Source organism: Streptomyces sp. AB3(2024) (genome assembly GCF_041862025.1).
Taxonomy (GTDB): Bacteria; Actinomycetota; Actinomycetes; order Streptomycetales; family Streptomycetaceae; genus Streptomyces.
Genome location: NZ_JBGWAB010000039.1, coordinates 26,950 through 52,065 on the forward strand (window position 1 = coordinate 26,950; position 25,116 = coordinate 52,065).

Annotated in this window: 23 protein-coding genes and 1 riboswitch; of the genes, 7 read left to right on the top strand and 16 right to left on the bottom strand. The window is 70.8% G+C overall.

Going from position 1 to position 25,116, the window contains the following annotated elements:
* Positions 1 to 22: 22 nt before the first annotated feature.
* Positions 23 to 1,177, bottom strand: a complete 1,155-nt coding sequence (locus ACEPPI_RS17675; protein WP_373916178.1) for a hypothetical protein — start codon at positions 1,175 to 1,177, stop codon at positions 23 to 25.
* A 166-nt stretch (positions 1,178 to 1,343) separates the two neighbouring features.
* On the opposite strand from ACEPPI_RS17675, the gene ACEPPI_RS17680 reads away from it, so the two are divergent.
* Positions 1,344 to 2,147 (top strand): maleylpyruvate isomerase family mycothiol-dependent enzyme, encoded by an 804-nt coding sequence (locus tag ACEPPI_RS17680; RefSeq protein ID WP_373916179.1) that lies wholly within the window; start codon positions 1,344 to 1,346, stop codon positions 2,145 to 2,147.
* Positions 2,148 to 2,179: 32 nt separating this feature from the next.
* On the opposite strand, the gene ACEPPI_RS17685 is transcribed toward ACEPPI_RS17680, so the two are convergent.
* The 4 genes from ACEPPI_RS17685 to ACEPPI_RS17700 form a co-directional block, all read right to left on the bottom strand.
* Positions 2,180 to 3,226, bottom strand: a complete 1,047-nt coding sequence (locus ACEPPI_RS17685) for an NlpC/P60 family protein (protein WP_373916180.1) — start codon at positions 3,224 to 3,226, stop codon at positions 2,180 to 2,182.
* Between the two features lie 246 nt (positions 3,227 to 3,472).
* On the bottom strand, positions 3,473 to 4,513 hold the full coding sequence (locus ACEPPI_RS17690; protein ID WP_373916181.1) for an NlpC/P60 family protein: 1,041 nt from the start codon (positions 4,511 to 4,513) through the stop codon (positions 3,473 to 3,475).
* Positions 4,514 to 4,796: 283 nt separating this feature from the next.
* On the bottom strand, positions 4,797 to 6,161 hold the full coding sequence (locus ACEPPI_RS17695) for an NYN domain-containing protein (protein ID WP_373916203.1): 1,365 nt from the start codon (positions 6,159 to 6,161) through the stop codon (positions 4,797 to 4,799).
* Positions 6,162 to 6,200: 39 nt separating this feature from the next.
* Positions 6,201 to 6,440, bottom strand: a complete 240-nt coding sequence (locus ACEPPI_RS17700) for a hypothetical protein (RefSeq protein WP_249771655.1) — start codon at positions 6,438 to 6,440, stop codon at positions 6,201 to 6,203.
* A 124-nt stretch (positions 6,441 to 6,564) separates the two neighbouring features.
* Here ACEPPI_RS17700 and ACEPPI_RS17705 point away from each other — a divergent pair, with 124 nt between their 5' ends.
* Positions 6,565 to 7,287, top strand: coding sequence for a rhomboid family intramembrane serine protease (locus tag ACEPPI_RS17705; protein WP_373916182.1), 723 nt, complete (start codon positions 6,565 to 6,567; stop codon positions 7,285 to 7,287).
* Positions 7,284 to 7,565: an Lrp/AsnC family transcriptional regulator gene (locus tag ACEPPI_RS17710; protein ID WP_008738815.1), complete on the top strand. Its 282-nt coding sequence runs from the start codon at positions 7,284 to 7,286 to the stop codon at positions 7,563 to 7,565. The genes ACEPPI_RS17705 and ACEPPI_RS17710 overlap by 4 nt, the downstream gene beginning before the upstream one ends.
* A gap of 351 nt (positions 7,566 to 7,916) precedes the next feature.
* On the opposite strand, the gene ACEPPI_RS17715 is transcribed toward ACEPPI_RS17710, so the two are convergent.
* The 6 genes from ACEPPI_RS17715 to ACEPPI_RS17740 all read right to left on the bottom strand — a co-directional run bounded on the left by ACEPPI_RS17715 (position 7,917) and on the right by ACEPPI_RS17740 (position 15,272).
* Entirely contained in the window at positions 7,917 to 9,296 is a 1,380-nt protein-coding gene (locus ACEPPI_RS17715) for an aminotransferase class V-fold PLP-dependent enzyme (protein WP_373916183.1), read from the bottom strand.
* 232 nt (positions 9,297 to 9,528) lie between these two features.
* Positions 9,529 to 9,645: riboswitch (SAM riboswitch) on the bottom strand.
* A 182-nt stretch (positions 9,646 to 9,827) separates the two neighbouring features.
* The gene (gene trpD, locus ACEPPI_RS17720) at positions 9,828 to 10,892 is read right to left on the bottom strand and encodes an anthranilate phosphoribosyltransferase (RefSeq protein WP_373916184.1); all 1,065 of its coding nucleotides are present in this window, start codon (positions 10,890 to 10,892) and stop codon (positions 9,828 to 9,830) included.
* 165 nt (positions 10,893 to 11,057) lie between these two features.
* Positions 11,058 to 12,713, bottom strand: coding sequence for a cytochrome bc complex cytochrome b subunit (locus ACEPPI_RS17725; RefSeq protein ID WP_373916185.1), 1,656 nt, complete (start codon positions 12,711 to 12,713; stop codon positions 11,058 to 11,060).
* Positions 12,710 to 13,768: a Rieske 2Fe-2S domain-containing protein gene (locus ACEPPI_RS17730; RefSeq protein ID WP_356216011.1), complete on the bottom strand. Its 1,059-nt coding sequence runs from the start codon at positions 13,766 to 13,768 to the stop codon at positions 12,710 to 12,712. The genes ACEPPI_RS17725 and ACEPPI_RS17730 overlap by 4 nt, the downstream gene beginning before the upstream one ends.
* Positions 13,765 to 14,574 (bottom strand): c-type cytochrome, encoded by an 810-nt coding sequence (locus tag ACEPPI_RS17735; RefSeq protein ID WP_356216014.1) that lies wholly within the window; start codon positions 14,572 to 14,574, stop codon positions 13,765 to 13,767. The genes ACEPPI_RS17730 and ACEPPI_RS17735 overlap by 4 nt, the downstream gene beginning before the upstream one ends.
* Positions 14,575 to 14,651: 77 nt before the next feature.
* Positions 14,652 to 15,272, bottom strand: a complete 621-nt coding sequence (locus ACEPPI_RS17740; RefSeq protein WP_373916186.1) for a heme-copper oxidase subunit III — start codon at positions 15,270 to 15,272, stop codon at positions 14,652 to 14,654.
* 199 nt (positions 15,273 to 15,471) lie between these two features.
* Here ACEPPI_RS17740 and ACEPPI_RS17745 point away from each other — a divergent pair, with 199 nt between their 5' ends.
* Positions 15,472 to 15,876, top strand: a complete 405-nt coding sequence (locus ACEPPI_RS17745; RefSeq protein ID WP_373916187.1) for a hypothetical protein — start codon at positions 15,472 to 15,474, stop codon at positions 15,874 to 15,876.
* Positions 15,877 to 16,019: 143 nt separating this feature from the next.
* On the opposite strand, the gene ACEPPI_RS17750 is transcribed toward ACEPPI_RS17745, so the two are convergent.
* From ACEPPI_RS17750 to coxB, 4 genes are all read right to left on the bottom strand, one after another.
* Positions 16,020 to 17,267 carry an Ig-like domain-containing protein gene (locus ACEPPI_RS17750; RefSeq protein WP_373916188.1) on the bottom strand — a complete coding sequence of 416 codons (1,248 nt, stop codon included), beginning with the start codon at positions 17,265 to 17,267 and terminating at the stop codon, positions 16,020 to 16,022.
* Positions 17,268 to 17,383: 116 nt separating this feature from the next.
* Positions 17,384 to 17,782 (bottom strand): cytochrome c oxidase subunit 4, encoded by a 399-nt coding sequence (locus ACEPPI_RS17755; protein WP_285522749.1) that lies wholly within the window; start codon positions 17,780 to 17,782, stop codon positions 17,384 to 17,386.
* The gene (gene ctaD / locus ACEPPI_RS17760; RefSeq protein ID WP_356216021.1) at positions 17,779 to 19,509 is read right to left on the bottom strand and encodes a cytochrome c oxidase subunit I; all 1,731 of its coding nucleotides are present in this window, start codon (positions 19,507 to 19,509) and stop codon (positions 17,779 to 17,781) included. Before ctaD ends, ACEPPI_RS17755 begins: the two co-directional genes overlap by 4 nt.
* Positions 19,506 to 20,477: a cytochrome c oxidase subunit II gene (gene coxB / locus ACEPPI_RS17765; protein WP_373916189.1), complete on the bottom strand. Its 972-nt coding sequence runs from the start codon at positions 20,475 to 20,477 to the stop codon at positions 19,506 to 19,508. Before coxB ends, ctaD begins: the two co-directional genes overlap by 4 nt.
* Before the next feature lie 283 nt (positions 20,478 to 20,760).
* Here coxB and ACEPPI_RS17770 point away from each other — a divergent pair, with 283 nt between their 5' ends.
* Complete coding sequence (locus ACEPPI_RS17770; protein ID WP_373916190.1) at positions 20,761 to 22,140, top strand: cysteine desulfurase/sulfurtransferase TusA family protein; 1,380 nt, start codon at positions 20,761 to 20,763, stop codon at positions 22,138 to 22,140.
* A 66-nt stretch (positions 22,141 to 22,206) separates the two neighbouring features.
* Here ACEPPI_RS17770 and ACEPPI_RS17775 read toward each other — a convergent pair whose 3' ends face one another.
* Positions 22,207 to 23,184, bottom strand: coding sequence for a carbohydrate kinase family protein (locus ACEPPI_RS17775; RefSeq protein ID WP_373916191.1), 978 nt, complete (start codon positions 23,182 to 23,184; stop codon positions 22,207 to 22,209).
* A 132-nt stretch (positions 23,185 to 23,316) separates the two neighbouring features.
* Here ACEPPI_RS17775 and ACEPPI_RS17780 point away from each other — a divergent pair, with 132 nt between their 5' ends.
* On the top strand, positions 23,317 to 23,544 hold the full coding sequence (locus ACEPPI_RS17780; RefSeq protein ID WP_373916192.1) for a hypothetical protein: 228 nt from the start codon (positions 23,317 to 23,319) through the stop codon (positions 23,542 to 23,544).
* Positions 23,545 to 23,626: 82 nt separating this feature from the next.
* Positions 23,627 to 25,096 (top strand): hypothetical protein, encoded by a 1,470-nt coding sequence (locus ACEPPI_RS17785; RefSeq protein ID WP_373916193.1) that lies wholly within the window; start codon positions 23,627 to 23,629, stop codon positions 25,094 to 25,096.
* The last annotated feature ends 20 nt before the right edge of the window (positions 25,097 to 25,116 follow it).

Consider the following 25,116-nt stretch of genomic DNA (forward strand, 5'->3'; position numbering starts at 1 on the left):
GCTGCCAACGTACCGGAAGACGTCAGCCGAGCTCCTGGCGCAGGGCCTCCTGCCAGGCCCGCGTCAGTCCGGGCAGGTCCGTTCCCAGTGCCCCGTCCAGGGCGGTGGGCAGGGGTTCGCGGCCCGCGTCCCCGTAGAGCCGTACGAGCGCCGCCTCGCCCCACCGGTCGGCGACGAGCCGGCAGGCCAGCCAGGCGCCCTCGTAGGCCCGCGCCATGGCCTGCGCGTCCCCGCCGAAGGCGAAGGCGGAGTCGGCCGGGAGCGCGGGCGGCAGCTCGCCGGCCCGTACGGCCCGGCCCAGCGCGGGGGCGGCCTCGGCCGGGGTGGCGGGGGTGCCACGGTAGGCGACCCAGTCGGCGAAGCCCTCGGAGAGCCACTGCGGGGTCGAGGCGGAGGTGGCGGCGCGGGTCGCGACGTGGGTGACCTCGTGGGTCAGGACCACGCTCCGGCCGGCCGCGCTGAGCTCCGCGTACCCGGCGGGGTTGATCACGACCCGGTCGGCGGGGGCCGGTGCGGCGCCCACCCGGCCGGTGGTGACGGCGCCCATGCCCCGGTACGCGTCGGCGGGCCGGCCCAGCAGCGCGGCCATCGCGTCCAGGGAGGCGGGGACCAGCACCACGGCCCGGCGCGCCCAGTCGCGCGGCCAGGCGGCGCTCACGGCGGGCACCGCCCGGTCGGCCTCCCCGGCGATCCCGGTCAGCGTGCCGGGGTCCTGGCCCACCCCGAGCACCAGGGAGTGCTCGCCCCGGACGACCGTCACCGGGCCCTGGTCCCACAGCTGGGGAGGGGCTCCGGGGGCGGGCCGGTCGGCGGTGACCCGCCAGGCGGCACCCTCCCGCGTCAGCTCCACCTCGCGGGCCGACCCGTCGGGGGCGGCGTCGTAGCCGGTGAGCCGGTAGCGCAGCTCGGCCCGCACCAGGGCCCGTGCGCCGTCCGGCCGGACCGAGGTGACCTCGTAGGACCAGCCCTCCAGCGGGATCCCGGCGAGCCGCTCCGGCGGGCGGCGCGACCAGGCGGCGACGGCCTCCCGGATCCCGGCCTCCGCCGTGGTCCCGGCCGCCGCGGGGGTGCGGGCGGCCGGCCGCGCGCACCCGGCCACCGGCAGGCAGAGCAGCGGGCACAGCAGGAGCGGCAGCACGCGCGGCAGCACGCGCGGGGATCGGCGGACCGGAATCATCAGCCGATCGTACGCACGGTCCGTCTCCTGCCGCGGGTCCCGGCGTTCGGCTCGGGCCGCAGCGGAGGGGTCCTCCGTCACTTCTCCGCGGTGGTGGGGGTCCGCACGCGATGACGGCTGTGAAACTCGCTGTCGGATGGCCGGAACTCGGTGATAGAGATTCAGGGTGACAACGACACTTGAGTTCCCCGTTCTGCTGCGACTGATCGACGAACGGTCGACTGCCTTCCGCGCCGCGGTCGCCTCCGCGCCCAGCCTCGACGTACAGGTGCCGACCTGCCCCGAGTGGACGCTGTTCGATCTGGCGCAGCACATCGGCGAGGGACGCCGCGACTGGGCCGCCACCGTCGCCGCGGGGCCTGCTCCGGCCAAGTCCGCAGCGGCGGGCGCCCCGGTTGCGCCTCGGGAGCGCGAGGCCCTGGTGGCCTGGTTGGCGGAGTCCACGGAACAACTGCTGGACGCATTGGAGAAGGCCGGCCCGGATCGCGGTTGCTGGGCGTGGTGGGAGACGTTGCAGTCGCCGCACACCTCCGGTGCCGTGGCTCGGCACCAGCTCCAGCAGCTGGCGGTGCACACGTACGACGCCCAGATCACCATAGGTGCCCCGCAGCCGCTGCCGGACGAGGTGGCGCTCGACGGTGTCGACGAGTTCCTGTCCACCTGCGTCACGACGACAAGTGCCTGGCCTCACAAGCCCGCTGTCATCGACTTCCACGCCTCCGAGGGCCGCTCCTGGCGCCTCTCGCTCTCCGCCGACGGCGCACGGAGCGCCCGCCTCCCCGGGCCCGGCACCCTGCCGGGCCAGACTGCCGGCCAGGACCCGGACGCGGCCTCCGCCTTCTTCTCCGCTCGGGGCACGGCCAACGAGCTGGTCCTCGGCCTGTACGACCGCATCCCGATCAACTCCCTGGAGCTCGACGGCGACCGACGTCTCTTCGAGCAGCTCAGCGCCTGGGACCCGAATGAGTAGGACGTGACGATGCGCCACCTCGTACGCCGGTGTCAGGGGCGGGTCACCGAGGACACCGGCATCATCCCGACGGGGTCGTAGCGCACCCGCGCACCCGGATAGGGGGCGTGCACCACCTGACCGTTGCCGACGTACATACCGACGTGGCTGGCGTCGGAACGGTAGGTCACCAGGTCCCCGGGCCGCGCCTGCGAGAGCGGCACCTGCCGGCCCGCGTACCGCTGCGCCTGCGAGGTCCGCGGCAGCGCGACGCCCGCCTGGCGGTACGACCACACCATCAGCCCGGAGCAGTCGAAGCCGGAGGGGCCGGTGGAGCCCCACACGTAGGGCTTGCCGACCGCCGCGCGGGCCGCCATCACGGCGGTCATCGCCCGGCCGGAGGGCCGGCCGCCGTCGTCGAAGGACAGGTCCGGCAGCCCGTCGGCGCGGCCGCCCGAGCGCGAGGCCCGCTCGTACTCTGCCCGCTCCCCCGAGGGCATCGCGTTGAGCAGCTGCCGGGCGGCGGCGAGCTTGGCCGTGACGGACCGCTTCCGGGTGGCCACCTCGGTGCGCAGGGCCTCCAGTTCGGCGAGCTTGCGGGAGGCCTCCTGGCGCTGCTGTCCGATCCGGCGCTGTTCCTCGCGCAGTTCGCCGAGTTGGCGGGCCTGGCGGCCGCTCAGCCGGTTGAGGATGGCGGACTTGTCGAGGTAGTCCCCGGGGTCGTCGGACAGCATCAGCTCGACGGTGGGATCGAGGCCGCCGGAACGGTACTGGGCTCCGGCGAAGGCGCCGAGGACCCCGCGCATGGTGTTGATGCGTTCCTGGCCGCGGGCCACCGCGTCCTGGGCCCGGCTGATCTGGGCGCGCAGGGCGTCGGCCTTCTCACCTGCCGAGTTGAACTTCTCGGTGGCCTGTTCGGCCTCCTCGAAGAGCCGGTCGACCTGGGCGCGGGAACCGGTGGCGGGGTCGTGCGGGAGCCCGGGGGCCGCCTGCGCGGACGCGCCCGCCAGGGCCACCACGGCGGTGGCCGCCGCGGTGAAGACGGTGACCTTGGTGCTCCGGTCGAGGCCGCTGAGCCCGCTCCGGCGATGGGACGCCACGTGGAACCGCTCCCTTGCGCTGCGCGGGGCCGGGTCCGCCCCCCGTGGACGGCCGAGTGCCGGGTTCCGCGCTGGCAGACAGTAGCGGCGCCACCACACCCCGACCAACGACCTCCGGCGGGCACGCACGGTGACGCCCCACCGGAGACGCAGGTCACCGATGGGGCGTGAGGTCAGAGCGGCTCCGCGCAATTCGCCCGGATGGGCGGTGCGCGGCGCGTCCCCCCGGAGCCGGGGAGGACGGGATCAGCCGACGCGGACGCCGAACTGGAAGGGCATGTTCTTCATGGCCTCGTACCTGACGCCGCTCCTGGGGTTGGCGGCGTGGAAGACCTGGCCGTTGCCCGCGTAGAGGCCGACGTGGTGCAGGTCGTCGTAGAAGAAGACCAGGTCTCCGGGCTGGAGCTCGCTCATGCCGATGCGCGTGCCGTCGTTGATCTGGGTGAAGGTGGTGCGGCTGATCTGGACGCCGGCCTGCCCGTAGGCCCACTGCGCCAGGCTCGAACAGTCCCAGTACGCCATGCCGGTGGAGCCCAGGTTGTAGCCCTTGCCCTCCTGGGTCACGGCGGCGGCGAGGGCGGCCGCGGCCCGCCCGGAGCCCTTCACCGCACCGGGCTTGGCGCCCCCGCCGGCGGCCTTGGCCGCCTCCTGGCCCGCCTTCGCCTCCTCGTTCTTCAACTGGCCGCGTTCCTCGGCGGTGAGCGAGTTGAGCTGGGCCTGGGCGGCGGCGAGCTTTTCCTGGGCGGTCTTCTTCTTCTCGGCCAGTTCCTTGCGGACGGCGTCGAGGTCGGCGAGCTTGCCGGAGGCCTCCTGGCGCTGCTGCGCGAGGATCCGCTGCTTGGCCTGGATCTTCGTTATCGCCTCGACCTGCTTGCCGCTCAACTGCTGGAGCGTGGAGGCCTTGTCGAGGTAGGTCTCGGGGTCGCCGGACAGCAGCAGCTCCACGGACTGGTCGAGGCCGCCGCCGCGGTACTGGGCGGTCGCCATCGAACCGAGGACGTTGCGCAGGCCGTTGAGCTCGTCCTGGCCGCGTGCGACCTGGTCCTGGAGCTGGGCGATCTCCTTCTCCAGCTTGTCCTGACGGTCCTTGGCCGCGTTGGCGTTCTCGCCCGCCTGCTCGGACTCCTCGTAGAGGGCGTCGACCTTGGTCTTGACCTCGTCCTTGTTCGGCTTGTCCGGGGCGGCCATGGCCGACTGGGAGGAGAGGGCGACGGCCGCGGTGGCCAGTGCCGTGAGGACGCTCACACGGGTGCGGGTCGGCGGCTTGGGTCGACGGTGGGACGCCACGAACGCGAGCTCCTTCAGCCTGGAGCCGCCGAAGAGGGTCGCACTCGGCAGCGCACCTCCGCCCGCACCCCGAATGAGTGAACGACCGCACGAAGGTTTGAACAGACCCTAGTGACCCGCCCGTGATGAGTTCAAATCCCCGCACGAAAAATTCCGCTTCCCGACCGGCTTCTTTACCGTCGGCGCACGCTGCGTACCGATGACTTGACGGTGCGTCCCCCGCACGCACCGCCAATTCCGGCATTGCAACCAGCAGTTACGAAAGGCACTAAAGGGGCATCGGCTACGAAACCCTCGACAGCCGCTTCAGCAGCAGCGCCGAGGTCACCGGCCGGGCGCCCGCCTTCGCGACGCCGTCGGCCACCTCGCGGTCCGTGGAGACCACGACCACAGGCCGGCCGGACGGCTCGGCCCGTACCAGCTGGCGGATCAGCTCGTCGGCCGTCACCCCGGCCTTGGAGAACAGCACCCGCACCCCGCGCGGCGGCGCGAGCAGCACCGGGGCCGCCAGCTCCGCCCCGTCGAAGACGCAGGTCATCTCGGCACCCGTCTGCGCGGCCAGCATCGACAGCCCGCCCAGCAGCCGCAGCCGCTGCTTCTCCAGCGGCATCGTCGGATAGCCGGTCTTGGTCACGTTGTAGCCGTCGACCACCAGATGCGCCTGGGGCAGCGCCAACAGCTGGTCCAGCAGCGCCGGATCGGTCTCCGACAGGGCCCGCGCCGCGATGTCCTTCGGGGTCATCCGGCCCGGCTCCACCGCGTCCACCGTGTCGGCCGGACGCGTCGAGACCGGCGGCAGCGCCAGCTCGCGGCGCAGGCCCGCCGCCGCGTCCAGCACGGTGTCCAGCAGCAGCCGCAGCCGCATGTCCTCGACGCTGCGCCCCTCGCGGGTGGCCCGCCGCGAGGTCTCCAGCGAGGACTCCACCTCCGCGAGCCGGGACTTCAGGCGCCGGGACTCGCTCTCGGCGGCGGCCACCTGCGCGGCCGCCTCGGCACGGATCCCGTCGACCTCGGCGGTGACCTTGCGCAGGGCCGCCTCGCCCCTCTTCACATCGCTCAGGGCACTGCGCAGCTTGCGCTGAAGCGATTCCGCTTCCTTGCGCGCGGCGTCCAGCTCGACCCTCACCTGGTCGCCCCCGGCGCGCTGGAGCTCCCGCGCCTGGGCCAGCTCCGCGCGCAGCCGCTCCAGCTCCCGGCGGGTCTCGTCACCGACCCGCTCGGCGTCGGCGCGCTGGGCCTCCTCGCCCGCGGCGGCCACCAGCTTCACCCAGCCGGCCGGACGCAGCACGTACGCGGCTGCCGCCACGTCCAGCGGATCCGCGGCCGCGGGCGGGGCCCCGCCGTCCAGCGCCCCGGCCAGCTCCGGCTGCGCCTCGCGCAGCTTCTCCGCGACCCGGCTGCGGAAGACCCCGTCCGTCTCCACGGCGGCGGCCATGGCGTTGCCCGCGAACTTGGCGCGGCGGGTCGGGGTGAACCGGGCGTACTGCCGCAGCTGTGCCGGGAGGTCCGCGACCGTCAGTCCGCCGAAGGCGTCCGAGACGAGCGCTACGACCCGGCGCCGCACGCCCTCCGGCAGCGGGCGGTCGAGCACCTCGGCGGCGTCGCCGGCCACCTCGGCCGGCTCGGCACCGCTTGCTGGCTCCACAATCCGTCACCCCTACCGTGATCTACTGTGGGCCCGGCTCCCTCAGGAGTCCGCGCCCGGCCTGTCCACGAGCTCGATCTGGTCCACCGCGTTGCACCAGCGACAGCGGACCGACTCGATGGTCTCACTGACCACCTCGCGCTCCTCGACCTTGGGCTCCCCGGCGAGGTCCAGGTGGACGTACTCCACGACCTTCGACGAACGGGTGACGTCGAACCGCGTGAGGTTGCCGCACAGCGTGCAGCGCCACCGGGTGGTGTCGGTCGGCAGGGGAACCGTCATCAGGTCGCTCGCTCCTTCGTAACTCATTCAATTAAAGCCTTCCGCGGCAGTGCACGGACCGCGCACGTAACCCTACGGCCTGGCACCCCCCTCGGGCGGGTCCGTCTGCGTCATGCTCTGTCGCATGATCGTAAAGTGGCTGACGGTACGCGAGGCCGCCCGGGGCCCGGTGGTCACGTACGCACTGATCGCCGGCTGCTGCCTGGCCTTCCTGTTCGGCCCCGCCTCCGGCCTGAATCCCGCCTACGGCACCGGCGACCGGCTGCTCACCACGGGGACGGCGTACTTCCGGCACTGGGGGGTGGTGCCCGACGAACTCTTCTCGGGGGCCGCGCGCCCGCTGCTCACCCCGCTGACCGCGCTGTTCGTCCACGGCAGCTGGCTCCACCTGCTCGGGAACATGCTCTTCCTGCACGTCTTCGGCGCGATGACGCAGGAGCGGATGGGCCGGGCGCCCTTCCTCGTCTTCTACGTCTGCACGGGGTACCTGGCGCTGGCGGCGTACGCGGCGGCCAACGCCTCCTCGGACCAGACCCTGGTCGGCGCGTCCGGCGCGATCTCGGCGGTCCTCGGGGCCTTCCTCTGCCTCTTCCCGAGGGCCCGGGTGACGAGCCTGTTCCCGTTCCTGCTCTTCCTGCCCCTGCGCTTCCCGGCCTGGATCGTGCTGGTGTTCTGGTTCGCCCTCCAGTGGCTGGCCGCGCAACGCGCGGAGAGCGGGCCGGGGGTGGCCTACCTGGCGCACGTGGTGGGCTTCTCCGTGGGCTTCCTCTACGCATGGGCGCGTTATCGCCGTACGACTAGAGTGAGGCGACCAGTGACTGCCGGCGAGGGAGAAAGCCAACCGTGATCACCGCGATCGTGCTCATCAAGACCAGCGTGGACCGCATCCCCGAGATCGCCGAGTCCATCGCCGCGCTGGACAGCGTCAGCGAGGTCTACTCCGTCACCGGCACGTACGACCTGATCGCGCTGGTCCGCGTCGCCCGCCACGAGAACCTGGCCGACATCATCCCCGGCCGCATCAGCAAGATCCCGGGCGTCGAGGCCACCGACACGCACGTGGCGTTCCGCACGTACTCCCAGCACGACCTGGAAGCGGCCTTCGCGATCGGCCTCGACGCGTAGCGCCTGGCCGGCGGGGTCACAGGGGGCCCGGGTTCCGCCCCGGGACCGTCCCCCTCAGGCTCCGCCGAGCCCCGGCAGGCTCTCGCCCGGCAGGGCCGGCCGTCCCTCCTGGAGCCGGAACAGGCAGCCGCGCAGCCCCCGAGTGCCCGTGCCGGCTCCGCGCCGGCTCCCCGACCCTGGGCCGCGGCCCGCTCCCGGCCCCGCTCGCGGCACCGGTCCCGGACCGGCTCCGGGGTCCAGCACAGGTCGCCGTCGCCCCCGTACCCCTGGAACGGCTCGCAGTCGGCGGCGCGCAGGGCCGGTACGGGGTCCCCGTACGTCATGCCCGACAGCCTGTGGGACCGTGCCGGATCAGACGGCCGGGACGCAGCGGCCCTCTTCCGTGCGGTACTGCCACTTGGCGCCGTCCGCGACCAGTTCCCCGACGGCCCGGACGAACCGCTCGACGTGCTCGTCGGGGGTGCCCGCACCGAAGGAGACCCGGATCGCGTTGAGCGAGCGCTCCCCCGGCGCGGCCTCCGGGGCCCCGCACTCGCCGGGCTCCTGCGGCTCGCTGCCGAGCAGGGTGCGGACCAGCGGGTGGGCGCAGAAGAGGCCGTCGCGCACGCCGATCCCGTACTCCGCCGACAGCGCGGCGGCGAAGTGCGAGCTGTTCCAGCCGTCCACCACGAAGGAGATGACGCCGACGCGCGGGGCGTCGTCCCCGAAGAGGGAGAGCACGCGCACGGCGGGGATGTCCGCCAGGCCCTCGCGGACCCTGGCGATGAGGTGGTTCTCGCGGGCGACCAGGTTCTCGAACCCGGCCTCCTTCAGGGCGCGGCAGGCCGAGGCGATGGAGTAGACGCCGATGACGTTCGGGGAGCCGGCCTCGTGGCGGGCGGCGGTGGTGTGCCACTCGACGTCGACGCCGCCGTCCTCGCGGCGGGCCACCTTGCGGGAGGCGCCGCCGCCCGCGAGGTACGGCTCGGCCTCCTGGAGCCAGTCGGCGCGGCCGGCGAGGACGCCCGAGCCGAAGGGGGCGTAGAGCTTGTGGCCGGAGAAGGCGACCCAGTCCACGTCCAGCTCCCGGACGGACACGGGGTGGTGCGGTGCCAGCTGGGCGGCGTCCAGGACGATCCGCGCGCCGTGGGCGTGCGCGGCGGCGGCCAGCTCCTTGACCGGCCACAGCTCACCGGTGACGTTGGAGGCACCGGTGACGCAGACCAGGGCGGGGCCGTAGGGCTCGCGGTCGGCCAGTGCCCGCTCCAGGGTGGCGACGGCCTGGGCCGGGGTGCGCGGGGCGTTGAGGTAGGTGACCTGGGCGTTCGTCCACGGCAGCAGCGAGGCGTGGTGCTCGGTCTCGAAGACGAAGACCTGGCAGTCGGCCGGCAGGACGGCGGCCAGCAGGTTCAGCGAGTCGGTGGTCGACCGGGTGAAGACCACCTGGTCGTCGGGGCGGCAGTCCAGGAACTCCGCGACGGTGACGCGGCTCTGCTCGAACAGGTCGGTGGAGAGCTGCGAGAGGTACCCGGCCCCGCGGTGGACGCTGCCGTAGTACGGGGCGTACGCGGCCACGTCGTCCCAGACCCGCTGGAGCGCGGGAGCGCTGGCCGCGTAGTCGAGGGCGGCGTAGGTGACCTCGCCACCGGTGACGAGCGGGACGGTGACGTCGCGGCCGAGCACCGGCAGCGGCTGGGCACAGGCGGGGTCGACGGCGACGTCGGTGGCGGCGGAGTTCAGGAATGCGGACATGGCGGTGTCTCCCGGCAGGCAGGGCTGAATGGCTTCGGTGTGCCCGTACGCGGGTACGGCGGGACGCGACGGCGTCGGCCGGACACAGGGGTACGGGAAGGACCTCGGAAGGACGTGGGGGTACGCCTGAGCGACCCTGATCCGAGGGGTGAAGAAGGGGCGGAGTCGCCCTATCGCATTCGCTTGCTCACAGAAAAAGCTCCTCGAAGACCCAGGACCCCTGGTATCGAGGGATCCGCGCTTGCCGTAGACCTCGCTGCCTACGACCTGGTCATCACCCGGGGCACCCCGCCACGGAAGGAGGGTTGCCGGACAGCAAGCCGGGGCCTAAACGCTGTCACTCGTGACCTGGTCAGCATCCTGCCACAAGATCCTCCACGCGCAAGACCCCGGTCCACGATGTGGACCGGGATCTCCTCTTGAACGCCGTGCTCGCACCGCTCGGCCGCGGGCGGCCTCCCGGGCTTCGCCCGGCTGCGCCGGCCTCCGGCCGTCGGGCGTCGGCCGTCGGGAGGCGCCGTGCGGCGGCGGCTACGCGTTGCTGGCGGCTGCCCAGCGTTCCAGGGCCGCCCGGGCCGCGCCCGAGTCGATCGACTCGGCCGCGCGGACGACGCCCGCCGCCAGCTGCTCCTCCAGGGACCCGCTGCCCGGGTCCAGCGCCACCAGGGCCGCCGCCGAGTTCAGCAGGACGGCCTCGCGCACGGGGCCCCTCTCGCCGGCCAGCAGCCGGTGGGCGACGTCCGCGTTGTAGGAGGCGTCCTCACCACGCAGGGCGGAGACGTCCACGATCGGGATCCCGATGTCACGCGGGTCGAACGTCTGCTCGGTGACCGCGCCGTCGCGGACCCACCACACCCGGGAGGTGGCCGTCGTGGTGAGTTCGTCCATGCCGTCGTCGCCCCGGAAGACCAGTGCCGAGGAGCCGCGCTCCGCGAGCACCCCGGCCACGATGGGGGCGACCCGGGCGTCCGCCACGCCGGTGGCCTGTGCGCGGACCTTCGCCGGGTTGGTGAGCGGGCCGAGGAAGTTGAAGGTGGTCCGGATGCCCAGCTCCTTGCGGGCCGCCGCCACGTGCCGCAGCGCGGGGTGGAACTTCACGGCGAAGCAGAAGGTGATGCCGGCCTCCTCGGCGACCTCCACCACCCGGGCCGGGGTGAGGTTGAGGTTGACGCCGAGCTTCTCCAGCACGTCCGAGGAGCCGCTCGCGGAGGACGCGGCCCGGTTTCCGTGCTTGACCACCTTCGCGCCGGTGCCGGCCACCACGAGCGCGGACATCGTGGAAATGTTGACGGTCTTGGCGCCGTCCCCGCCCGTGCCGACGATGTCCACCGTCCGGCCCGGCACCTCGATCAGATTGGCGTGATCGTACATGGCACGCACCATGCCGTTGATCTCCGCGACGGTCTCCCCCTTGGCCCGCAGGGCCACCATGAAACCGGCGATCTGCGCGTCCGTGGCCTCGCCCCGCATGATCCGGTCCATCGCCCAGGCGGTGTCGTCCGCACCGAGGTCCTGGCCGGTCAGGAGGGCGTCGAGGAGGCCCGGCCAGCCACGGGCCGCCACGCTGTCGCCGCCTGCCGGGGTCACAACGTTCATGGTCCGCTCCTGCTGCTCGGAAAAGTTCCACGTCGAATGGGGAAGGATCTCAGCCTATCCAGCCCCGGAGACGGCGAAGAGCCCCGTCCAGACACTGGACGGGGCTCTCACCGTGGCGACACCAGGATTGGCCGAAACCGATCCCTCAAGCTGTCATACCGGAGATCAGTGGTGGCCGTGGCCGCTCTGGATCTCCTTGTACTCCTCCGCCGTGGGCTTCGGAATCTGGGTGTTCTCTCCGTAGAAGCCCTTGCTGAGCTTCGCGCGGAGCTTCTCGCCGGCCTTCACCTTGCGCTCGACGCCGTTCTCGTCGACCGTCGGGCCGATCTCGATCGGCGCGTACTGCGTGTGCGAGGTGAGGGTGTGCAGCTTGCCCTGCGGGAGCGGCTCGTGGACCTCGACGAACTCACCGTGCGGCAGGCGCTTGATGATGCCGGTCTCGCGACCGTGCAGCACCTTGTCGTGGTCCCGGCGCTGGAGGCCGAGGCAGATCCGCTTGGTGATCACGAAGGCGATGACCGGGCCCACGAAGAAGCCGATCCGCGCGAACCACGTGATCGAGTTGATCGACAGGTGGAAGTACTGCGCGAACATGTCGTTGCCACCGGCGATCAGCAGGATCACGTACCAGGTGAGCCAGGCGACACCGAAGGCCGTACGGGTCGGGACGTTGCGCGGGCGGTCCAGGATGTGGTGCTCGCCGTTGTCCTTGGTGACCCAGGCCTCGATGAACGGGTACACCGCGATCGTGGCGAGGACCAGCGGGAAGATCACCAGCGGGATGAACACGCCCAGGACCAGCGTGTGGCCCCAGAGGTTGATCTCCCAGCCCGGCATGGCACGGATGAGGCCCTCGGAGAAGCCCATGTACCAGTCGGGCTGCGCACCGGTGGACACGTGGTCCGGGCGGTACGGGCCGAGCGCCCAGATCGGGTTGATCGAGGCGAGCGCCGCGATGGCCGCGATGACACCGAAGACCAGGAAGAAGAAGCCTCCGGCCTTGGCCATGTAGACCGGCAGCAGCGGCATGCCGACGACATTGTTGTTCGTCTTGCCCGGACCCGCGAACTGGGTGTGCTTGTGGTAGAAGACCAGGATCAGGTGGGCGACCAGCAGGCCCATCATGATGCCGGGCAGCAGCAGGATGTGGATCGAGTAGAACCGGGCGACGAAGTCGCCGCCGGGGAACTCGCCGCCGAAGAGGAAGAACGACATGTACGTGCCGACGACCGGCACGGACAGGATCGCGCCCTCCATGAAGCGGACACCGGTGCCCGAGAGCAGGTCGTCCGGCAGGGAGTAACCGGTGAAACCGGTGAACATGCCGAGGACCAGCAGCAGGAAGCCGAAGACCCAGTTGACCTCGCGCGGCTTGCGGAAGGCACCCGTGAAGAACACGCGCATCATGTGCACGAGCATGGCCGCGACGAAGATCAGCGCCGCCCAGTGGTGGATCTGCCGGATGAGCAGACCGCCGCGGACGTCGAAGCTGATGTCCAGGGTCGAGGCGAAGGCCTCGGACATCTGGACACCCTGCATCGGCACGTACGAGCCGTGGTACACGACCTCGTTCATGCTCGGGTGGAAGAACAGCGTCAGGTACACACCCGTGAGGATGATGATGATGAAGCTGTAGAGGCAGATCTCACCCAGCATGAAGGACCAGTGGTCCGGGAAGATCTTGCGCATGTTGGACTTGGCCAGGCTGTAGATGCCCAGGCGGCCGTCCGCCCAGTCGGCTACGCGCTCGCCGGCCGGCGCCTTGCGCGCCGTGTTGCCCGGCGCGCCAGCGGCTGATGAATTCGTGGTGGCAGTGCTCATCCGCGCTCCCAGAAAGCAGGACCGACGGGCTCTTCGAAGTCGCCGTGCGCTTCGAGGAAGCCTTCGTCATTGACGCCGATCCGCAGCTGCGGAAGCGCGTGACCGGCCGGGCCGAAGATGACTCGGGCGCCGTCGGAGAGGTCGAAGGTGGACTGGTGGCACGGGCAGAGCACGTGGTGCGTCTGCTGCTCGTACAGGCTGATCGGGCAGCCGACGTGGGTGCAGATCTTGGAGTAGGCCACGATGCCCTCGTGGGACCATTCCAGCTCCTGCTTGTCCTTGATGTCCTCCGGCTTGATGCGGACGATCATCAGGGCGGCCTTGGCGATCTGCGTCTGGAAGTCGTGCTGCTCCTCCTCCAGGCCTTCCGGCCGGGCGAAGGTCAGCGAACCGACGAGCACGTCCTCGGGACGCAGCGGCTCGTTGGTGTTGTCGTTGATCAGCAGCTTGCCCTTGGCCCACACGGTCTTGCGCAGCTTGACCTCGGGCAGCGGGCCCAGGTCGCGCAGCAGCATGACGCCGGCGAGCGGCACCATGGCCATCGCGCCGAGCATCGTGTTGCGGATCAGCGGGCGGCGGGCGATGCCGGACTCGTTCGCACCGTCGGCGAAGTCCTGCAGGACCTTCGCCTTGACCTCCGCCGGCGCCGCGATCTCGTGACGGTCGTCGGCGACCTCGACGTCGGACATCAGGGTGCGGGCCCAGTGGACCGCGCCCGCGCCGATGCAGAAGAGGGCCGTGCCCAGGGTCAGACCGAGCGCGAAGTTCAGCGCGCTCACCTTCCCGATCGGGAAGATGAAGACGATCTTGTCGACCGGGAGGGTCACGTACGAGACGATGAAGCCGATCGTGGCCAGCATCGACAGCGTGAACAGCATCGCGACCGTACGCTCGGACCGCTTGGCGGCCCGCTCGTCGATGTCCTGGATGCGCGGCTTGTGGACCGGAAGGCCCGGGTCGGCGAACGGATCGTCCGCGACCGCTACGCCACCGTGGTGCGCGTCGCCCTGCTCGCTCGGCAGGTGCTTCTCTTCGGGAATGTCTTGGCTACTCATGACTTCTTGGCCTTAGCGGTGTGGGCCGCGACCCAGACGGCGACAGCGATCAGCGCACCCAGACCGAAGATCCAGCCGAACAGACCCTCGGAGACGGGGCCGAGGCCGCCGAGCTTGAGGCCACCGGGGCTGGTCGACTTCTCGCCGTTGACGTTCTGGAGGTACGCGATGATGTCCTTCTTCTGCTTCTCCGGCATGGTGCTGTCGGGGAAGGAGGGCATGTTCTGCGGGCCGGTGAGCATGGCCTCGTAGATGTGCTTCGGCTCGACGCCGTCCAGGTTCGGGGCGTACTTGCCGAGCGTCAGGGCGCCGCCCTCGCCGGTGAAGTTGTGGCACTGCGCGCAGTTGTTGCGGAAGAGCACACCACCGTTGGCGATGTCGGCACCGGCCGGGTCGTACTGCTTCTCGGTGGGCGTGATCGGGCCGGCACCGAGCGACGCGACGTACGCGGCGAGCTGGTCGATCTGAGCCTGGGAGTAGATGACCGGCTTCCTCGGCACCTGGGCGCCGGGCTGCTGGGCGGGCATGCGGCCCGTGCTCACCTGGAAGTCGACGGCCGCGGAGCCGACGCCGACCAGGCTGGGGCCGTCAGTGGAACCCTGACCGCCGGTTCCGTGGCAGCTTGCGCAACCCACGGCGTAGAGCTTCTTGCCCTCCTCGATGGCGAGGGACTGGGCGGTTTCATCGGCCTGCGCCTTGCCAGCGGGCGCGAAGGCGGCGTACAGCCCCCCAGTGACCGCCAGCGCGAAGAGTAGAACGACGACCGCCGCCAGCGGATGGCGTCGTCGTGCGGAGAGCTTTTTCACGGATTACCCCGGTGTCAGGATCTTCTGCGTCGGTGTGTCTGGATGGAGTGCCGGGGCGGTGCCCGGCGACGTGTTCGCTACTTGATCAGGTAGATCGTGGCGAAGAGGCCGATCCAGACGACGTCGACGAAGTGCCAGTAGTAGGACACGACGATGGCCGACGTGGCCTGTTCGTGGGTGAACCTCTTGGCCGCGTACGTCCGGCCGAGGACCAGCAGGAAGGCGATGAGACCGCCCGTCACGTGCAGACCGTGGAAGCCGGTGGTCAGGTAGAAGACCGAGCCGTACGGGCCTGACGAGAGAGACAAGCCCTCGTGCTTGACCAGCTCGGTGTACTCGAACACCTGGCCGCCAATGAAGATCGCACCCATGACGAACGTGATGATGAACCACGTCCGGAGCTTCTTCACGTCACCGCGCTCGGCGGCGAATACGCCGAGCTGGCAGGTGAGCGAGGAAAGCACCAGGATCGTTGTGTTCGTCGCCGAGAAGGGCAGATTCAAGGCCGAAGCCTGTTCTGTCCAGTACTCGGTGCCTGTCACGGATCGCAGGGTGAAGTACATCGCGAAGAGGGCCGCGAAGAACATCAGCTCGGAACTCAACCAGATGATGGTTCCGACGCTGACGAGGTTCGGCCGGTTGACCGTCGGGTGCGCGTGCCCGGTATCTACTGTCGTTGCTGTCGCCACGACCGACATTATGTCGGTCGCTTATCCCGCCCTCACCCCGGGGGGTGCCGTTCGGAGTGTCAGGGGCGTGTGCAAGGCCCGAACGGCCCATCAGATCCCTCTCCCGGCGTCTTGTGCGGGGCTGCCGGAACCGATGTTGACGGCCGGTCGGACGGAGTAGCATCCCGCGCAACATCAACGTGATTCACGTGACACGTGGAGGAACGAAATGCGGGCGACTGCACGGGTTCTGGTCTACAGCGACGACGCGGGCACCCGGGAGCAGGTGCGGCTGGCGGCCGGGCGCAGGCCGGCGGCCGACCTGCCGCCGGTGGAGTTCCTGGAGTGCGCGACGCTTCCGGCGGTCCTCAAGGAGCTGGACGCGGGCGGCGTCGACGCCTGTGTGCTGGACGGGGAGGCCGTCCCCGCCGGGGGCATGGGTGTGTGCCGGCAGATCAAGGACGAGATCTTCCGGTGTCCCCCGGTGCTGCTGCTGATGGGGCGCCCCCAGGACGCCTGGCTGGCCACCTGGAGCCGCGCGGACGCCGCCGTCACCCTTCCGGTGGACCCCGTGGAGTTCCCGGAGGCCCTCGCGCGCGTCCTGCGGGCCCGCCTGGCCTCCAACGCCGCCTGAGCAGCCTTCCAGGCAGGCTGAGCCGAAGGGGCCGCGTCGGCGAAGGAGGGCGAGCGCCCGGAGGGATTCGTGAGGAACGAGCGAATCCTGAGGACGCACGCCCTCCTGGAGCCGACGAGAGCGGCCCCGGAGGCGAAGCCGGCCTAAACTTGCGGCCGCAGGCGGGCCTGGTCCATGGGGTTGCGGCCCTCCTGGGTGCCCTTCAGGAGGGCGCTTCCCTCGCGCCAGTCCTTCCAGTCCATGTTCCAGTCGCCGTAGCCGTTCCCGAAGGTGTCCATGTCGTCGCCGATGCTGTTGATCACACGGACGATGTCGCCCTCGGTGATGTTCTCGTAGAACCAGGCGGCGTTGCCGGTGCTCATTCCGGTGCACCCGTGGCTGACGTTCTCGTAGCCCTGGGAGCCGACCGACCACGGCGCGGCGTGGACGTACTCGCCGCTCCACGTCACGCGGGTGGCGTAGTAGACGGGCAGGTTGTAGTACTCGCTGCCGCCGATGCCGACGGTGTCGCCGCGCATCTGGACGAAGTACTGCTTGCCCAGGACCACCTTGACCCCGTTGCGGGTGGAGAAGCCGGGCTTTCCGGTGGTCACCGGAATGGTGTTGATCACTTCTCCGTTCCGCTTGAACGTGAGGTAGTGCGAGGAGGCGTCCGTGGTGACCTCCACCCGGTCCCCGATCTCCAGCTTCAGCGGCTTGGAGGCGGCTCCGTGGAGCTCGTCGGAGATCTTGACGCCCTCCAGGTTGCTCTGCACGGAGACGGTGGAGTTGGCGGGCCAGTACTCCTTCGGGCGGTAGTGCAGGTTCTTGTCGTCCACCCAGTACCAGGCGCCCTCGACGTTGTCCGGCGTGTCGACGACCAGGGCCCGTTCGATGATGGCGCGGGCGGCCTTGTCCTTGACCGGCTCGTTGAGTTCGGCCGTGATGGGCTGTCCGACGCCGTACTTGCCCTCGTCCGGGCCGAATTCGACCTTGAGGACCTTCTTGGCCGGGGTGGTGTCGAAAGCCAGCGTGCGCTGCCCTGGAGCGCCGCGTTCGTCCTCCGTGCTCACGGTGACCGTGTAGCGCACGCCCGCGGCCATCGGGGCGGTGCTGTGCCAGCGGTCGCCCTTGGCGGAGAGTTCGCCCGCCAGACGGCGTCCGTGGGTGTCCACGGCCATCACGTCGGTGATGCGCGCCGTCGTGCCCTTGACGGTGACTTCGAGCGGCTTGTCGGGGTCGGCGGGGCGTCCGCCGGTGGCCTGGTTGAAGGCGACGTGCTCGCCCGCGTCGTACGGGCGGACAGACAGCGGGTTCTTCTCGCCGGACCCGCATGCGGTGGCGCCGGCCCCGAGGGACGCGACCAGCAGGGAGCAGCTGAGTACCGTCCAAAGACGCGGTGAGTGGTTCATGGGGCCAACGCTATGAAGATATGACAATTACGGCGCGCGGGGTGACTGCAAACGAGGGGCCCGGACTCCTCCGAAAAGGTGTCCGGGCCCCTCAGGTCCTGCTGTACGGCCGCGAACTACTGGTTCGCGTTCTCACCGCGGTAGTACTCGTACACCCAGCCCCACAGACCGATCAGGATCAGCGGCGCCGAGAAGTACATCAGCCACCAGCCGAAGATGACGCCCATGAAGGCGAAGGCGCCACCGACGGCCAGCGAGAGCGGCTGCCAGCTGTGCGGGGAGAAGAACCCCAGCTCGCCCGCCTCGTCGGCGACCTCGGCCTCCAGGTTGTCCTGGGCCATCTCGTCCACGCGCTTGGCCGTGAAGGCCAGGTAGTAGCCGATCATGGCGCTCAGGCCGAAGGCCAGCGCGAGAGCGGTGGTTCCGACCGGCTCCTTCGACCAGACGCCGTACACGACGGTCATGATCAGGATGAAGACGGCGAGCCAGAGGAACATCTTGCCCTGGATCTTCACTTGCCGGCCTCCTTGCCACCGGTGACGGCCTTGGTGCCGGCGCTGTGGTCCTCAAGGTGGTCGAGGGCCGCGATCTCCGGGTGGTGCAGGTCGAACGCCGGGGATTCGGAACGGATCCGCGGCAGGGTGAGGAAGTTGTGCCGCGGCGGCGGGCAGGAGGTCGCCCACTCCAGCGAACGGCCGTAGCCCCACGGGTCGTCGACCTCGATCTTCTTCCCGTACTTCGCCGTCTTCCAGACGTTGTACATGAAGGGCAGCATCGACAGGCCGAGCAGGAACGAGCTGATCGTGGAGATCGTGTTCAGCGTCGTGAAGCCGTCGGCGGCGAGGTAGTCCGCGTAACGACGCGGCATGCCCTCGACACCCAGCCAGTGCTGGACCAGGAAGGTGCCGTGGAAGCCGACGAACAGCGTCCAGAAGGTGATCTTGCCGAGGCGCTCGTCCAGCATCTTGCCCGTGAACTTCGGCCACCAGAAGTGGAAGCCGGAGAACATCGCGAAGACCACGGTGCCGAAGATGACGTAGTGGAAGTGCGCGACGACGAAGTACGAGTCGGAGACGTGGAAGTCCATCGGGGGCGAGGCCAGGATGACACCGGTCAGACCACCGAAGGTGAAGGTGATCAGGAAGCCGATGGCCCAGAGCATCGGGGTCTCGAAGGACAGCGAGCCCTTCCACATGGTGCCGATCCAGTTGAAGAACTTCACACCGGTCGGTACCGCGATCAGGAAGGTCATGAACGAGAAGAACGGCAGGAGCACGCCGCCGGTCACGTACATGTGGTGGGCCCACACGGTCACCGAGAGGCCGGCGATCGAGATCGTCGCCGCGATCAGACCGATGTAACCGAACATCGGCTTGCGGGAGAAGACCGGGATGACCTCGGAAATGATTCCGAAGAACGGTAGCGCGATGATGTACACCTCTGGGTGTCCGAAGAACCAGAAGAGGTGTTGCCACAGCAAGGCGCCGCCGTTGGCCGCGTCGAACACGTGCGCACCGAACTTGCGGTCGGCCTCCAGCGCGAACAGCGCGGCGGCCAGCACCGGGAAGGCGAGCAGGACCAGGACACCGGTCAGCAGCACGTTCCAGGTGAAGATCGGCATGCGGAACATCGTCATGCCGGGAGCGCGCATGCAGATGATCGTGGTGATGAAGTTGACCGAGCCGAGGATCGTGCCGAAGCCCGAGAAGGCCAGACCCATGATCCACATGTCGGAGCCGATGCCCGGCGAGCGGACGGCGTCCGACAGCGGGGAGTAGGCGAACCAGCCGAAGTCGGCCGCACCCGAGGGGGTGACGAAGCCGGCCACCGCGATGGACGAGCCGAAGAGGTACAGCCAGTACGCGAACATGTTCAGCCGCGGGAACGCCACGTCGGGCGCGCCGATCTGCAGCGGCATGATCCAGTTCGCGAAGCCGGCGAACAGCGGGGTGGCGAACATCAGCAGCATGATCGTGCCATGCATGGTGAAGGCCTGGTTGAACTGTTCGTTCGACATGATCTGCGTGCCCGGACGGGCCAGCTCGGCGCGCATGAAGAGCGCCATGATCCCGCCGATGATGAAGAACACGAACGACGTGACCAGGTACATCGTGCCGATGGTCTTGTGGTCGGTCGTGGTCAGCCACTTCACGACCACGTTGCCCGGCTGCTTGCGCCGCACCGGCAGCTCGTTCTCATACGAGTCGGCGGCGGCACCCTGGGATTCGTTGAGGATGCTCACAGTTTGTTCACTTCCGCATTCCGGGCCGGGTCAGTCTGCTTGATGCCGGCCGGGAGGAAGCCGGTCTGCCCCTTCTCCGCCAGCAGCTTCAGGTGCGCCCGGTACTCCGCAGGGGAGACGACCTTCACGTTGAAGAGCATCCGGGAGTGGTCGACGCCGCAGAGCTCGGCACACTTGCCCATGAAGATGCCCTCCTTGGAGGGGGTCACCTCGAAGACGTTCGTGTGGCCGGGGATGACGTCCTGCTTGAACAGGAAGGGCACCACCCAGAAGGAGTGGATGACGTCGTTCGACGACAGGATGAAGCGGACCTTCTCGCCCTTGGGGAGGTAGAGGGTCGGTCCCGGGTTGTTGGTCTCCGGGTTCCGGTCGCCGGGGACGCCCTTGTCGTAGACGCCTTCGGCGCCCAGGGGGAAGTCCTTGGTGAAGCGGTCCGGAATGGTGGCGATCTCCTTGGGGACCTCGCCCGCCTTCGGCGTGGCCGCATCGCCGTCGACGTTCTCGACGTAGTTGAAGCCCCAGCTCCACTGGAAGCCGACCACGTTGATCGTGTGGGCCGGCTTGGTGAGGGCGAGCAGCTTCGACTCGTCACGCGCGGTGAAGTAGAAGAGCACCGAGACGATGATGAGCGGGACCACGGTGTACAGCGCCTCGATGGGCATGTTGTACCGGGTCTGCGCAGGGACCTCGATCTTCGTCCGGCTGCGCCGGTGGAAGATGATGCTCCAGATGATCAGGCCCCACACCAGGATGCCCGTGATGAGAGCAGCTGCCCACGACCCCTGCCACAGGGACAGGATGCGAGGCGCCTCCTCCGTGACCGGATAGGGCATTCCGAGGCGGGGGAAGTCTTGCCAGTTGTACGAGCAACCAGTGGCGGTCGCCAGGACCACGCCCGCAGTCAGCGCCTGCAGCAGCTTCCGCCGCATCGGGCGCCGCGGCGAGCGGTCGGAGCCGTAGGGACTCACGTAGCGCCTTCCCGAGAGTCTCGGCCCGCGCGGCCGGCCGCGGCCGTGTTCGGGTCGGTCGCCGGCCCTGACGCAGGCAGGGGTTTGGATGTTTATGCGGACCAAACCCTACTGGACGCTATTTGGGGTCGCGCGGGGAGGGTGCCCAACGCGCCGCTACTGCCCCCGAAGGGATGGATCCGCCGTACGGGGGACGGGCCATCCGGCCCTGAATGGCGGGCTCCGGACGACATCTGACGGCCCCTGACCCCGGCCGTCCGCGGCCTCCGGTTAGCGTGGCCGGATGCCCTACTTCGACACCGCCTCCGCCGCCCCGCTGCACCCCGTGGCCCGTCAGGCGCTGCAGGCCGCCCTCGACGAGGGCTGGGCGGATCCGGCCCGACTGTACCGCGAGGGGCGGCGCGCCCGGCTGCTGCTGGACGCGGCGCGGGAGGCGGCGGCCGATGCCGTGGGATGCCGGGCCGACGAGCTCGTGTTCACCCCATCGGGGACGCACGCGGTTCACACGGGGGTGGCGGGAGCCCTGGCGGGGCGACGACGGGTCGGCGGGCACCTGGTCGTATCGGCGGTCGAACACAGTTCTGTACTGCACGCGGCGGACGCGCACGCGGCCGCCGGGGGCACGGTGACGCAGGTTCCGGTCGACCGCCTCGGCGCCGTCTCGCCCGACGGGTACGCGGCCGCCCTCGGATCCGGCACCGCTCTGGCCTGCCTCCAGTCGGCCAATCACGAGGTCGGCACGGTCCAGCCGGTGGCGGAGGTCGCCGAGGTCTGCGCGGCCGCCGGGGTGCCGCTGCTCGTGGACGCGGCCCAGTCCCTGGGGTGGGGCCGGGTGGACGGCGCCTGGTCGCTCCTCGCGGCGAGCGCCCACAAGTGGGGCGGGCCGCCCGGGATCGGGCTGCTCGCCGTCCGCAAGGGGGTCCGCTTCGCACCTCAAGGCCCCGCCGACGAAAGGGAGTCGGGCCGCTCCCCCGGCTTCGCCAACCTCCCCGCGATCGTCGCGGCGGCCGCCTCCCTGCGGGCGGTACGGGCCGAGGCCGAGGCGGAGGCGGCACGGCTGCGGGTGCTGGTCGACCGGATCCGGCGCCGGGTGGCCCGGCTGGTGCCGGACGTGGAGGTGGTGGGCGACGCCGAGCGCCGGCTCCCGCACCTGGTGACCTTCTCCTGCCTGTACGTGGACGGCGAGACCCTGCTCCACGAGCTGGACCGCGCCGGGTACTCGGTCTCCTCCGGGTCCTCCTGCACCAGCTCCACCCTGACCCCCAGTCACGTGCTGCGGGCGATGGGGGTGCTGTCGGAGGGGAACGTGCGGGTGTCCCTGCCGACGGGGACCTCGGCGGAGGAGGTCAACGGTTTCCTGGAGGTGCTGCCGGGGGCGGTGGCCGGGATCCGCGAGAAGCTGGGCGCGGGCGAACCGGCGTCCGTCGCCCCGGTGGCGGACTCCCTGGAGCTCGACGCCCTCGGCCTGCGCTGCCCGCAGCCGGTGATCGAGCTCGCCCGCGCCATCGGACGGGTTCCGGTGGGGGGCACCGTCACCGTCCTGTCGGACGACGAGGTGGCCCGGCTGGACATCCCGGCGTGGTGCGCGATGCGGGGGCACGCCTACCTCGGCGAGTCCCCCCGTCCCGCCGGCACGGCGTACACGGTCCGCCGCACCACCTGACCTCCCGGGGCCCGGGACCGCTCCGGGGGCCTGGCCGGCCCCCGCGAGCGTCCCGCTGGGGACCCGTCAGCCGGGAAGGTGGGCGCGGACCTCCGCGGCCGCCGCTTCGCCGTAGGCCTTCGTGAAGCGCTCCATGAAGTGCGCCCGCGCCAGCGTGTACTCCTGGGTGCCCAGGGTCTCGATGACCAGCGTCGCGAGCATGCAGCCCAGCTGCGCCGCCCGCTCCAGCCCGACGCCCCAGCCGAGCCCCGTCAGGAACCCCGCGCGGAACGCGTCGCCGACACCGGTGGGGTCGACCTTCGCGGTCTCCTCCGGGCAGCCGACGACGACCGGCTCCTGCCCGACCCGCTCGATCCGCACGCCCTGCGCGCCCAGCGTGGTGACGCGGGTGCCGACCTTGGCGAGGATCTCCTCGTCGGTCCAGCCGGACTTCGACTCGATGAGCCCCTTCTCGTACTCGTTCGAGAAGAGGTACGTCGCACCCTCCATCAGGGTGCGGATGTTCTCGCCGTCCATCCGCGCGATCTGCTGCGAGAAGTCTGCGGCGAAGGGGATCCCCCGCGTCCGGCACTCCTCCGTGTGGCGGAGCATCGCCTCGGGGTCGTCGGCGCCGATGAGGACGAGGTCCAGCCCGCCCACCCGGTCGGCGACGGCCTTCAGCTCGATCTGGCGGGCCTCGCTCATCGCGCCCGTGTAGAAGGAGCCGATCTGGTTGTGGTCGGAGTCCGTGGTGCAGACGAATCGCGCGGTGTGCAGCACCTCGGAGATCCGCACCGACTCGGTGTCGACCCCGTGGCGGTCCAGCCAGGCGCGGTACTCGTCGAAGTCCGAGCCGGCCGCGCCGACCAGGATCGGGCGGCTTCCCAGCTGCCCCATGCCGAAGCAGATGTTCGGGCCGACGCCGCCCCGCCGCACGTCGAGGTTGTCGACGAGGAAGGAGAGGGAGACCGTGTGGAGCTGGTCCGCGACGAACTGGTCGGCGAAGCGGCCCGGGAAGGTCATGAGGTGGTCGGTGGCGATGGAGCCGGTGACTGCGATGCGCACGGCGTGGATGCTCCTGCTGAGGACGGCAAGGGGACAGTCAAAACTACCCGGTCCACGGCAGTGGGCCGACCCGTCGAAACTACCCCGTAGTAGGACTTCCTTCGCCCTTGTTGGCGTGCCTACCGTGCCCTCATGACCTATACCGATGGCTTCGGGTACGCAGACTCCACCGCCGGCGCCCGCCCCGGCGCCCGCCCCGGCTTCGCCCGGCTGCTGGGCGACTGCGCCCGGATGGCACCGCACTGGCCCGTCCCGCACGAGCCCCGCCCGGTCCGCGTCACGCCCTCGCAGATCCACGGCATCAGCGTCCCGCCCGCCTCGGCCCGGCTGATCGCCTCCACCGCCGCCTACGGGGACTGAGGGCCACCGGGAGGGAACCGGTTTCGCGACCGCCGCGTCACACCCGCATCACGTACGGCGGGACACGCGAAGGAGCGATGCGGTGACCAGCGAACAACCCGACACATCACGCGCCACACGACGGCGGCCGGCCTGGGCCATCGGCTCGATCGCGGCCGCCGTCCTGCTGGCCGGCGGTGGTACGGCGTACTGGGCGTCCACGGCCTACGGAGACGCCTCGGGCAGCGGAACCCGTACGAGTGACAGCGCGGCCGTCGCTCCCCGCCCCGCGGGGTCCCCGTCCGGGCCCGGCATCGCGCCCGGGGAGCCGGATCCGTCCGGCGGCGGGGTCACCTACCGGGCCGAGGGGCAGCTGCCGCAGGCCCCGGCGGGCGGGGCGCCGTCCTTCGCGGCGTCCGGCGAGGTCTCCTCCGACGAGGTGGCCCGGCTCGCCCAAGCCCTGGGGATCTCCGGCGCGCCGCGCCTGAACGGCGAGCAGTGGCAGGCCGGGGAGACCGCCGACGGCTCGGGGCCCCGGCTCACGGTGACCCGCAAGGCTCCCGGGACGTGGAGCTTCTCCCGCTTCCAGGGCGGCGCCCCGAACGGCGGCGGCGCCGGGGACGACTGCGTGCGCGGCAAGGACACCTGCGGCCCGGCCACCCTCCCCCAGGGTCCCGCCGAGGGGTCCGCGGTCGCCGGGTCGGACGCGGGCGCGGGGCCGGTGTCCGAGGAGGCGGCCAGGGCGGCCGCGGCCCCGGTGCTGGCGGCTGCGGGTCAGGGCGACGCCAAGCAGGACGCCCGCCTGCTCCAGGGTTCCGTACGGGTGGTGAGCGCCGACCCGGTGGTGGGCGGGCTGCCCACCACGGGCTGGTCCACCCGCGTGAGCGTGGGCCCCGACGCCAAGGTGGTGGCGGGCAGCGGCGAGCTCAAGGCCCCCGTCCGCGCGGGCGAGCAGCCGGTGGTCGGCGCCGACGAGGCGCTGGCCCGGCTCAACGCGGCCGGCAAGGGCGGGGACGGCACGGGTCCGGGCCCGAGCGGCTGCGCGACCTCCGTGCCGCTGACCCCGGACACGCCGACGGGCGCGACGGACACTCTGCCCTGCAACCCGGAGCCGCGTCCGATGAAGCCCCCGCGGACCGAGACCGTACGGGGGGCCGTGCTCGGGCTGACCCCGGGGACGGTCGACGGCGGACGGGGCCTGGTGCCGGCCTGGCTGTTCGAGGTGGCCGGCAAGGACGGCGCTCCCGGCCGCACGGTGGCCTCCCCGGCGGGCAAGGACGGCGGCGGCGCCCCGGTGCCCCCGCAGGACAGGACCGCGCCCGCGTTCTCGTACGCGCAGACCGACCGGAAGCTGACGGTGAACTTCTGGGGCGGGGTGTGCAGCACGTACGCCCTGGAGGCGCGCGAGGAGGCCGGGTCGGTGCTGGTGAAGGTCACGGAGACGCCGAACCGGCCGGGGCAGGCCTGCATCATGCTGGCGCAGGAGATGACCGCGTCGGCCACGCTCCGCGAGCCGCTCGGCGACCGGAAGGTGGTCGACGCGACGACGGGCAAGACGCTCCCCCGCCAGTGAGGCGGTAGCGGGAACGCCCG